Here is an 8,926-nt window from a genome sequence, read left to right on the forward strand (position 1 = left end):
CTGTGTCATGCCCGCTCCCGTCAGCCGAAGCATCATCCACCTTGGCGTGTGATATAGCACTCGGGAAGGTAAGACCCTACGGTAATTGCAAATCGGAAACCAATTTCTTGTCCATTGATGCTGTGGCACCTTGCCATTACGCAACGACCGGCGCAGGGACAGATGACTTTGCACCGGAGTATGGAACGTGGACGAGAACATTGAAACGATCGAGCGTGGGTCGACCGACTACATCGAGCTGACGGCGGGCCTCGTCTCTGCCTACGTCTCGAACAATCACCTGCAGCCGAGCGAGATCGCTACCCTGATCGCCAACACGCACGCTGCGTTGGCTGGGCTCAGCAAGGGGGCTGCTCCTGAGGCTCCGGCGGCCGAGAAGCTCACCCCCGCCCAGATCCGGAAGTCGATCACCCCCGACGCGCTGATCAGCTTCGTCGACGGCAAGCCGTACAAGACCTTGAAGCGGCACCTCAGCGGCGCCGGCATGACGATCGAGCAGTACCGCGAGCGCTACGGGCTGCCCCGCGACTACCCGTCTACGGCAGCCAGCTACTCGGCACAGCGTTCCGAGCTCGCCAAGAGCCTCGGACTCGGTCAGCAGCGCAAGAAGGTGGCTCCGAAGGCTGCGGAGCCGGTGGAGACCGTCTCAGAGAAGCCTAAGCGTGCTGGGCGCCCGCGGAAGGCCAAGGAAGCCGCTGAGGCTTAAGGCCGAGCGGGGATCTGCCGTATCCCCCGGTGATCCCCATACCCTCGCTTATCGCGGCGGTTGAGCCTTCAGTAGCTCCTGCAAGCGAGCGCGCCGGCTGCCGTGTTCCCCCCCGTTCACGTGTAGCCGGCGCGTCGCATCCCGGACGACCGCTATGGCAAAAGGCGGCGCGTCGTCGTCCAGGTGCAGCGCGGATCAGCCTGGGCGTGTTAAAGGCTGAAGCATAGGCAGTAGACATGATCCGCTCAGCTGCTTGCTACGTTCCTAGCGATCTCTTTATCTCGCTCGAAGTACACCGGTTCTCGATGTTCCATTCCGATTTTGAACGAATTTCTCGTCAGATAACGTCGTTATTGGTTTGCCGAAGTAGCCGTATGATCGATTACGAGCAATTCGCACGCGAACAACCCTAAATCCAAGCATTTTTTGGAAATGCCACAATCCAGCAGGTAAATTGTCTGCGCTATCTGTATTAATAAGATGCCTGACACCTAGATTTGATAATCGCTCTACTATGACCTGGGTAATATAGTATCTTGCATCAGAATGAATTTTAGTTTCGCCAAGCGTAACAAACAGATGTAATGTAGCCCATTCGCCATCGTAGGGAGTAATAGCGATAAGTAATGGTTCGCCATCTGGACCAAAACCGACAGTCCAAAGATACTTTCCGATTACGTCGCTCCAGTCATTTCCTTCTAAGCGGATGCGTGTTTTTGACGGGACAAAATTATGAAGTTTATTGATTAAAACTATCTGTTCCGCACGATCAGTCACAGAGCGCCAAGTTACTCCTGCCTTGCGGGCCGCACGTACTTTTCGACGAAGCGTCTGTTTGCTAGACCCCTCGCTGTAATTCATCGAATTTGCTGGGATCGGTAGAACGCACGCTCCCAGAAAACCTAGGGTAAGCAATCCGAAGATAGTCTTGCGACCAAGTGCATCTTTAATTTCTTGAGCCGACTCGCAAGAGCTGAGCTTGGCAGTTAATCGGGGTAGAAAAACGTGTCCAATAAATGCCCTTAAAGATAAAATCAGATTTGTTATTATAAAATATCTAATTCTAAGATTGGACTCTTTGTGCTTCTTCCAGAAATCAGCTACGCAACCAGACCAGTATTCATCGTCAAATGAATTAATTCGGCGCAAAACTAGAGCGATCGGTGCGAATGAAATCAGCATTAGAGCAAGCTAGTCGGCGTGGGTTTAAATCTGCATACTAGTGGAAACTGCTTAGAAACAATTCCAACAAATGGAGTACGTTTCGGGGGGGGCGCCAGACGTGCTGGATGGTCGAGCGACGCTGCGAGCGCGGCAAAATCACTGTCGCGACTTACAAAAACCCGCTCCCCGAGTGCCCCTTGAAGGCGTTGGCCCGCCGGATGTAGCCGACCACCGTGCGCGGATCCCGGTGCCCCGACTGGTCCATGATCCGCGCGAGATCGGCGCCGCGCTCGGCTGCTGTCGTGATGTAGCCGGCTCGCAGGGAGTGCGCCCCGAAGGTCGAGGCATCGAGCCCCGCGGCCGCGCAGTAGTGTTTCATCACCCGCTCGACCGTCTTCACACCCAGGCGGCGCGCCTCGACCCTGCCGGCCTTATTGACCGGCCGGAAGACTGGCCCTTCCGTGATCCTGGCTTCGTCGAGCCATTCCCGCAGGAGGGCAACTGGCCGGATGAAGCGGCCGTGCGGGATGGCCTTCTCGACCCCCTGCCCTTCTTGATCGGTCTTAGACCTCCGAACCAAAACCCGCAGGCCGTCCGGATCTTGGACCAAGTCGGCGACGTCGAGTGCCACAAGCTCCGACCGGCGGAACGCACCGGCGAAGCCCAATGCCAGCAGCGCGCGATCCCTTTGACCCGTCAGGGTGTCGGGCGTCCGCATGAGTAGAGCCGCCAGGATGTCGGCTGTCGCCGCTGCCTTCTGCTTCGGTCGAGTGCCGATCTCACGCCGGATCCCGCGCAGGCCCTCACGCAGACCTTCGTCGTCGGTCGGGTCCCGCTCACCGGCAAGCTTATGCGCGTACCGGATCGCGGCCAGCCGCCGGGCGATGGTCGATGCCTTCGAGCCACGCGTCGCCTCGTGGCTTAGAAACTCAAGCACGACGAGCGGCGACGCAGGCATCGGATCGAAGCCGTGCTCCGTGCACCACGTCGCGAACTGTCCGGCGTCGCTGAGATAGGCGCGCTGCGTGCTCTTGGCCTTGCCCGCCCGCTGGAACGCCCGGGCCTGGTCGGACAGGCCGGCGACGATCGGTAGGCCGGTCCGCGGCTCCACGACGCGAGATTTCAGCGCCTTCATAGCATCGTGTCCGATAACTGTCCTTCTCAGACACTATCACGCGCGCTATGGTCGTGCGAGGGTCATTCCACGATCATGCTTTTATCACACCACGAAAGTGTGATGATGCGCGGCAATGGCATTCCGGCGAGTGTCTTCATGAAAGAACCGGATCAGGAGATGGCCGCCGCCCTCGCCGCGATCGGCGGCGAGTTTCGCCGAAACGAACTGGCTTACCTCGCGGCAACAATGAAGGTGGAGGCCGCGATCCGCGACCGCCTCGCCTTCCGGCTGCACCAAGATTACGAGCCGTCCGGCTGCATCGTCGCCCGGGAATGGAATAGGGTCGACCTCGCCGTGCTCGATCCCGCCGGCGCGCCGCTCGCCCTCGTCGAGCTCAAGGCGATGTACACCTTCGACGCGTTCGGCAATCTCCGACACTTCACCGATGCTACGACGGCTGACGAGCTTAAGGCCCAGCGCCTCGCCGTTGGCGGAACCGCCGTCTACTCGTTGCTGCTCGCTACCCACCTCGGGGGCACCATCGAGCCTCAGTTCCTAAAACCGGTGAAGTACTCTGGCGGGATCAACCGCGCGATCACGAAGCACGGCGATGCCGCAGCTGTCCACGCTCAGGCCTGCGAGACCATCGACAAGGACCTGGCGGCGCGCGCCGTCGTGGCCCGCGGCGAGGTCGAAGGCGGGGCTGCATTCGGCCAATCCGCCTCCGTCCTTTACTGGCTCGTCCGCAACGACGGGCACGCCACGATGGCATCAGAAAGAGGTTTTCGCAGTGATTTTATACCACCACTTTAGCGGGAGAACGGCGCCGAAATGGTGAGGATTATAGGCCTTGCGCAGAGCAAGGGCGGCGTCGGCAAGACGACCACAGCTTTGAACCTCGCGGCCGAGCTGCATCGCCGTGGGCGCACCGTCGCCGTACTCGACGCGGATCCGGCGGCACATGCCGCCTCGATTGCAGAGGACGGGCAACTGCCGTTCAAGGTGACCGCCCACCTCCTGGAGGAGGACAGCGACGCTGCGGTTTCGACCTGGGTGAAGACCGCCAAGGGCCAGGGGACCGACTTCGTGCTGATCGACGCCCCCGGTGCGATGGGCGCCGCATTCGGTGCGACGATCGCCGTGTCCGATCTCGTGCTGGTGCCGTCCGGATCGACCGTGCTGGACGTGCGCGGTGCTGCCGAGACCGTCGGCACGATCCGCCGGCACCGGAAGGCCGCCAAGCGCGACCGGCCCGACATCCTGATTGTGCCGAGCCGCATCGACAAGCGCACCGGGGCAGGGCGAGACGTGGTGACGACGCTGGCCGCACTGACCGAGCCGGTAGCGCCGGCCATCTCCTATCGTGCCATCGTGGCCGACAGCCTTGCGACCGGGGAGGCGGTTCCTGCCGACACACCGTCCGCGGCCGAATTCGCGGCGCTCGCCGACGCCGTCATGGTCCGCCTCGGAGAGACCCTATGAGTCGCCGCCCGAACGTGTCCCAGACGCTCGCGATGAAAGCCGCCGCGGCTGCGGCCCGTGAGGTCGAACAGGATGAGGCGCCGCCGGAGCCGGTAGGGGCGCCAGAGCCCGAGCCCGAGCCAGTCGTTGCCCGCGCTACAACGGCGACCGAGATCCATCAGCCTGTCTCGCCGGCTGGAGAGGGGCGCGTCAATTCCAAGCCGATTGGCCGACCGAAAGGGCGCCGAGATGTAGCCGCCCGACAGACAGTCTACCTTGATGATGCCCGCCACGCCGCGCTCGCCCGAATTGCCGAGGACCGGGGCCGCTCCATCCATTCCCTGATCCTGGAGGGGATCGACCACGTGATCGGAAAGCCCAGTGCGAAGGGGTGGCAGTAGCGACAATCAACCCCCTGAAAAGCGGCTTCATAGTGGTTTTGTGGTGTTGAAAAACCACCATTGAAGCGCGAGATCCGCGCTACCAGCCGCGTCGTGGTCGGGTTCTGCGCAAGGCCGGGCGAGCCGTGATGATACAGCCGCCCGGCCGGTGCGCCGATCGAATTCCTTGACGATCGTGTGCGAACGGCTTTCGAGAGGCAGCAGACACACCGGAAGAGCAAGGCGGCATGACGCGCGAGATCGTCCTCGACACCGAGACCACCAGCACGGACCCCAAAATCGAGCGCATCATCGAGGTCGGCTGCGTCGAGCTGATCAACCATATGCAGACCGGGCGGACCTTCCACCGCTACTGCAACCCGCAGAAGGCCGTTCATCCCGACGCCTTCGCGGTGCACGGGCTGTCCGATGGCTTCCTGGCCGACAAGCCGCTGTTCGCCACCATCGTGCCCGAGCTGCTCGAATTCATCGGTGGCGGCACGCTGGTGATCCACAACGCGCCCTTCGACGTCGGCTTCCTCAACGCCGAGTATGCCCGCCTGCCCGAGCCGCGGCCGCCGGCGATCGTCCTCGACGACGTAGTCGACACGCTCCTCCTCGCCCGGCGCAAGCACGCTGGCGCGGCCAACAACCTCGATGCCCTCTGCAGCCGCTACGGGATCGATCGCAGCCGCCGTACCAAGCACGGGGCGCTCCTCGACGCGCAGATCCTGGCCGAGGTCTATGTCGAGCTGCTGGGCGGCAAGCAGGTCGGGTTCGACCTCGGGCCCGTTGTCGCCATCCCAGCTCAATCTGCTGCGGACGCCGCCCGGCCGGTGGCGCCGCGCGTGTTCAAATCCCGGCTTACCGACGCTGAGCGGGAGCGCCACGCGGCATTCGTCGGCACACTCAAGACGCCCGTCTGGGCGGACTACATCAGCGAGACGGATAGTTGACGTTTGGGACATGCCACTCGCCGACCAAGTCGAGAGAGGCGAAGTAAATCACCGCCCCGCCCTCATCGCGCACCCGAACCGAATAGGTGCGGCGATCTCGATCCGGAAGCTTGTTGCGCGCCATATCCGGGAGGGCGTCCAATGCCTCAATGCGAGCGGCGTTGATGCTGGGCAATTCGAAGCCCTCATCGTCCTCAAACCGAACCTCACCGTCGTCGGTGTCGAAGAAAAAATGGGGCATCAGATTTCCAACCTCACTCAGGCGGGAGCATTCGCATCTCTCTGCCGCTGATGCCCAGATATTCGATCAACGGTGTATTCGTTTTACATGGAAAAATGACATAGAACGCCGTCATAAAGCAGGCGAATAACTCAATATACCTCCAGTTTGGATCAAAAGATAAGACGATAATTAAATCGTTTTAACTTAAGTGCCCTTTCATCGGGCGTCCCCTCCTGCTGCTATCAACCCAACTTTCTCAGATGGGCCAATTCGCTTCGCCTCAGATGCAGACGTTCGTTTGGTAAGGTAATCTGAAGCTTCGGCTCGGTGTGTACGGAAGCGAACAATCGTAAAGCCTCAGCTACTTACCCGCTGCCCGCGGCAAATATCCATCATATGACGGGGTTTATATTCCACCCTGGACGTAGGGAGACAGATTGCCCTTCGCCGCCATAGTCCAATGCAAGATGCACTGATCCGCAAGCTTGAGAGCTTCGAGGAACTGACCGACGCCGACCGGGCGGCGTTGCGGATGTTCGTTCCTCGGGTGCGGCAGGTAGGACCCCGGACGGACCTGATCCGGGAGGGCGACGCTCCTGGCGACGTGCATCTCATCCTCAGCGGCTACGCCTGCCGCTACAAGGACCTCCCGGACGGTCGGCGCCAGATCATGGCCTACTTCGTGCCGGGCGACTTCTGCGACCTGAACGTGTTCATCCTCGACCAGATGGACCACAACATCGGCACGATCTCGCCCTGTCAGGTCGTGGAGATCCCACGGCAAGCCATCGAGGAGGTCACGACCAACCACCCGCGGGTGATGCGGGCTTTGATGTGGTGCGCTCTCGTGGATGAGGCCGTGCTGCGCGAGTGGCTGGTCAACATCGGCAGCCGGCAATCCGATCAGCGCATCGCGCATCTGTTTTGCGAGCTGCTGTTGCGTCTGGAAGCCGTGGGGCACGTCAACAACAACAGCTACGCGTTCCCATTCACACAGACAGAGGTCGCCGACACGATGGGCCTGTCGGACGTGCACGTGAACCGCACGTTGAGAGAGTTGCGTCGGCTTGAACTCATCACGTTGAAGGGCCGGATCCTGACGATCTTGGATGTCCCGCACCTCAAGGCGTACTGCGGGTTCAATCCCAACTACCTCCACCTCAGAAACGCGCGTTGGAGTGGCCGCCGGCAAGTGCCGTGGCTGCGGAACGTCCAGGGGGGATAGTGTTGGCAGGCCGGGACAACGTCGAGACCCTGGTCGTGCTTCAGCCTATCGCGGTCGACACCGGCAGCCCTGATCGTGACGGCATGCTGGCGATAGCCAACGGCCTGCTTGTGGCGGTTCTGGTCCGCCTCGCCGATCCGGAGCACGATAATGTCGGAAGCTGGTTCTTCGAGGTTGGCTTCGGCCGGCTGCATGGGAAAAAGGCACCGACCTTCCTGAGCCTGGAGGAGGCGACGCGCTGGCTGCGACGGCATCTGAAGCTGGCGTGAGCTGCCTATGACAGCGAACGCTGCCTCCTCGCTTGGTTCGATCACAGGCTGACGAACCATGCCGTGATCATATGGCCGCCCAGCCGGTGCACTCTGATCCAGCCTCGAAATTTCCGGCAGAACTCGCGTTGATGATCAAGCTGAATGTCTGGTTGGTGCGCGCCAAGTTGGCGGCGGCGGCCGTGCTCTTGGCGCTCGCGGGCCTCATCGTTGTAGCCCGAGGGATCGCGTGGCTTCCGTGATCGGGATAGCCTCTCGGCATGACCGAAGGCGATGATCCAACCCCCAAGGCTGTCGAGGACTTGATCGCCGCCGGCTACATGGTCGAGCGCTTCGACGAGGATCCCGAGTTGTGGCGGGTAAATGGTGAGGTGATGACCGGCGCCGAATTGATCGACGAAGCTCGGCGGGTGGGCCTCATGGACGGCTCCGGCCCGCTGCGGTAGCTCCCTGGCATGGCAAAAGAGATCCCCAGCGTCGGCGACCTTCGCCGCAAGTCCGAGGTGACCGACGACGAGATCCAGGCGGCCACCGCCGCCTACATGAAGGACGAGGACGCCAAGCCGTTCGCTTTCAAGTCCGGCCACTCTATCGACGTGGCCAAGGCGATCGAGATGCATCCGCAGGCCAGGAAGCTGCTGGCGGAGGAGGCAACGCCGCCGGGCCTGCGGCGCACGATGGTGATGACCGCCGTCATTATGGGGTTCCCGGTTCGCGGATGAGCGCGCCGTCCAGTACGCCCGAGAGCGTTGTGGTTCCTCTCTTGGCATGCTGGCATGGCCATGTGAACCATTCGTAGTACGCCCTTGTCAGGCATAGGTAAGATGTACCGTATTCCGGAACGCCAGCATTCGACATGCCGGGAGAAGGTGGCCTATCGATGAAAACCCGCGCTCGTTTCCTAGCGCCCTAGTAAGAGTTGCGCAGGAGCATACCGGATGATCTTCGTCACAAGCGCGACCGGTGGGGTGAGCTACGTCAGTCCGGAATGGTGCACCTTCACCGGGCAGGCAGCCTCTGATGCAGTTGAGCATGGCTGGTTCGAGCGCGTACACCCCGACGATCGTGAAACAGCAGTCACCTTCCTACGCAGCGCCAGAGATCAGCAGAGCGAGTACAGCTTGCGCCTGCGGCTGCGCCGGGCTGACGGGAGCTACGCCTGGGTCCTGATCGGTGCCATACCCTCCTACGGGCCGCCGGATCACACCTTCCTCGGCTATCTCGGATCGTTGACGGAGATCAGTACCAGCGGCTCTGAACCTCTGACCGCCTACGGCACGCTCGCGCGCTTCGTTCCGCCGCCCATGAACGCGACGACACCTCCGGGCTCGACGCTCGAACTCGTCGCAGATCACTTGCTGATGGCCCATGGGCTGATCGAACAAGATCATGCGCATGAAATGTTGCCGGTGCTACAGCAGGCGT

The 8,926-nt window shown here is 61.4% G+C and carries 14 protein-coding genes; 11 read left to right on the plus strand and 3 right to left on the minus strand.

Annotation, left to right across the window (positions count from 1 at the left end; translation table 11 throughout):
- The first annotated feature begins 187 nt into the window (after positions 1-187).
- Positions 188-706 (plus strand): Ros/MucR family transcriptional regulator, encoded by a 519-nt coding sequence (locus BM228_RS32450; RefSeq protein WP_092047340.1) that lies wholly within the window; start codon positions 188-190, stop codon positions 704-706.
- A 276-nt stretch (positions 707-982) separates the two neighbouring features.
- On the opposite strand, the gene BM228_RS34360 is transcribed toward BM228_RS32450, so the two are convergent.
- Together BM228_RS34360 and BM228_RS32455 are read right to left on the minus strand one after the other, a co-directional pair.
- Positions 983-1,888 (minus strand): hypothetical protein, encoded by a 906-nt coding sequence (locus BM228_RS34360; RefSeq protein WP_139234331.1) that lies wholly within the window; start codon positions 1,886-1,888, stop codon positions 983-985.
- Positions 1,889-2,039: 151 nt separating this feature from the next.
- A complete protein-coding gene (locus BM228_RS32455) occupies positions 2,040-3,005 on the minus strand; it encodes a site-specific integrase (RefSeq protein ID WP_092047342.1) in 966 nt (321 codons plus the stop codon).
- A gap of 102 nt (positions 3,006-3,107) precedes the next feature.
- On the opposite strand from BM228_RS32455, the gene BM228_RS32460 reads away from it, so the two are divergent.
- From BM228_RS32460 to dnaQ, 4 genes are all read left to right on the plus strand, one after another.
- The gene (locus tag BM228_RS32460) at positions 3,108-3,800 is read left to right on the plus strand and encodes a hypothetical protein (protein WP_092047343.1); all 693 of its coding nucleotides are present in this window, start codon (positions 3,108-3,110) and stop codon (positions 3,798-3,800) included.
- Positions 3,801-3,818: 18 nt separating this feature from the next.
- Positions 3,819-4,469 (plus strand): ParA family protein, encoded by a 651-nt coding sequence (locus tag BM228_RS32465; RefSeq protein ID WP_092047345.1) that lies wholly within the window; start codon positions 3,819-3,821, stop codon positions 4,467-4,469.
- Entirely contained in the window at positions 4,466-4,849 is a 384-nt protein-coding gene (locus tag BM228_RS35730; RefSeq protein WP_244537430.1) for a hypothetical protein, read from the plus strand. Before BM228_RS32465 ends, BM228_RS35730 begins: the two co-directional genes overlap by 4 nt.
- Positions 4,850-5,076: 227 nt before the next feature.
- On the plus strand, positions 5,077-5,784 hold the full coding sequence (gene dnaQ, locus BM228_RS32475; protein ID WP_092047347.1) for a DNA polymerase III subunit epsilon: 708 nt from the start codon (positions 5,077-5,079) through the stop codon (positions 5,782-5,784).
- Here the strand turns inward: dnaQ and BM228_RS32480 are convergent.
- A complete protein-coding gene (locus BM228_RS32480; protein ID WP_092047349.1) occupies positions 5,765-6,025 on the minus strand; it encodes a DUF6894 family protein in 261 nt (86 codons plus the stop codon). The two genes, dnaQ and BM228_RS32480, sit on opposite strands and share 20 nt — an antisense overlap.
- A 442-nt stretch (positions 6,026-6,467) precedes the next feature.
- On the opposite strand from BM228_RS32480, the gene BM228_RS32485 reads away from it, so the two are divergent.
- The 6 genes from BM228_RS32485 to BM228_RS32505 form a co-directional block, all read left to right on the plus strand.
- Positions 6,468-7,232, plus strand: coding sequence for a Crp/Fnr family transcriptional regulator (locus tag BM228_RS32485; protein ID WP_092047351.1), 765 nt, complete (start codon positions 6,468-6,470; stop codon positions 7,230-7,232).
- Positions 7,233-7,234: 2 nt separating this feature from the next.
- The gene (locus BM228_RS32490) at positions 7,235-7,501 is read left to right on the plus strand and encodes a hypothetical protein (RefSeq protein ID WP_092047353.1); all 267 of its coding nucleotides are present in this window, start codon (positions 7,235-7,237) and stop codon (positions 7,499-7,501) included.
- A gap of 71 nt (positions 7,502-7,572) precedes the next feature.
- Positions 7,573-7,743, plus strand: a complete 171-nt coding sequence (locus tag BM228_RS35040; protein WP_167367899.1) for a hypothetical protein — start codon at positions 7,573-7,575, stop codon at positions 7,741-7,743.
- 18 nt (positions 7,744-7,761) lie between these two features.
- On the plus strand, positions 7,762-7,947 hold the full coding sequence (locus tag BM228_RS32495) for a hypothetical protein (protein WP_092047355.1): 186 nt from the start codon (positions 7,762-7,764) through the stop codon (positions 7,945-7,947).
- Between the two features lie 9 nt (positions 7,948-7,956).
- Positions 7,957-8,223 (plus strand): hypothetical protein, encoded by a 267-nt coding sequence (locus tag BM228_RS32500; RefSeq protein WP_092047357.1) that lies wholly within the window; start codon positions 7,957-7,959, stop codon positions 8,221-8,223.
- 216 nt (positions 8,224-8,439) lie between these two features.
- On the plus strand, positions 8,440-8,926 hold a 487-nt coding region (locus BM228_RS32505), incomplete at its 3' end, for a PAS domain-containing protein (protein WP_092047359.1).

Source organism: Methylobacterium pseudosasicola (assembly GCF_900114535.1).
In the GTDB taxonomy this organism is placed as follows: Bacteria; Pseudomonadota; Alphaproteobacteria; order Rhizobiales; family Beijerinckiaceae; genus Methylobacterium; species Methylobacterium pseudosasicola.

Coding starts and splice junctions, on each gene's coding strand:
- BM228_RS32495 (WP_092047355.1), top strand. CDS start 7,762: ATGACCGAAGGCGATGATCCAACCCCCAAGGCTGTCGAGGACTTGATC.
- BM228_RS32485 (WP_092047351.1), top strand. CDS start 6,468: ATGCAAGATGCACTGATCCGCAAGCTTGAGAGCTTCGAGGAACTGACC.
- BM228_RS32455 (WP_092047342.1), bottom strand. CDS start 3,005: ATGAAGGCGCTGAAATCTCGCGTCGTGGAGCCGCGGACCGGCCTACCG.
- BM228_RS35040 (WP_167367899.1), top strand. CDS start 7,573: ATGGCCGCCCAGCCGGTGCACTCTGATCCAGCCTCGAAATTTCCGGCA.
- BM228_RS32480 (WP_092047349.1), bottom strand. CDS start 6,025: ATGCCCCATTTTTTCTTCGACACCGACGACGGTGAGGTTCGGTTTGAG.
- BM228_RS32500 (WP_092047357.1), top strand. CDS start 7,957: ATGGCAAAAGAGATCCCCAGCGTCGGCGACCTTCGCCGCAAGTCCGAG.
- BM228_RS35730 (WP_244537430.1), top strand. CDS start 4,466: ATGAGTCGCCGCCCGAACGTGTCCCAGACGCTCGCGATGAAAGCCGCC.
- BM228_RS32460 (WP_092047343.1), top strand. CDS start 3,108: ATGATGCGCGGCAATGGCATTCCGGCGAGTGTCTTCATGAAAGAACCG.
- BM228_RS32465 (WP_092047345.1), top strand. CDS start 3,819: ATGGTGAGGATTATAGGCCTTGCGCAGAGCAAGGGCGGCGTCGGCAAG.
- BM228_RS34360 (WP_139234331.1), bottom strand. CDS start 1,888: ATGCTGATTTCATTCGCACCGATCGCTCTAGTTTTGCGCCGAATTAAT.
- dnaQ (WP_092047347.1), top strand. CDS start 5,077: ATGACGCGCGAGATCGTCCTCGACACCGAGACCACCAGCACGGACCCC.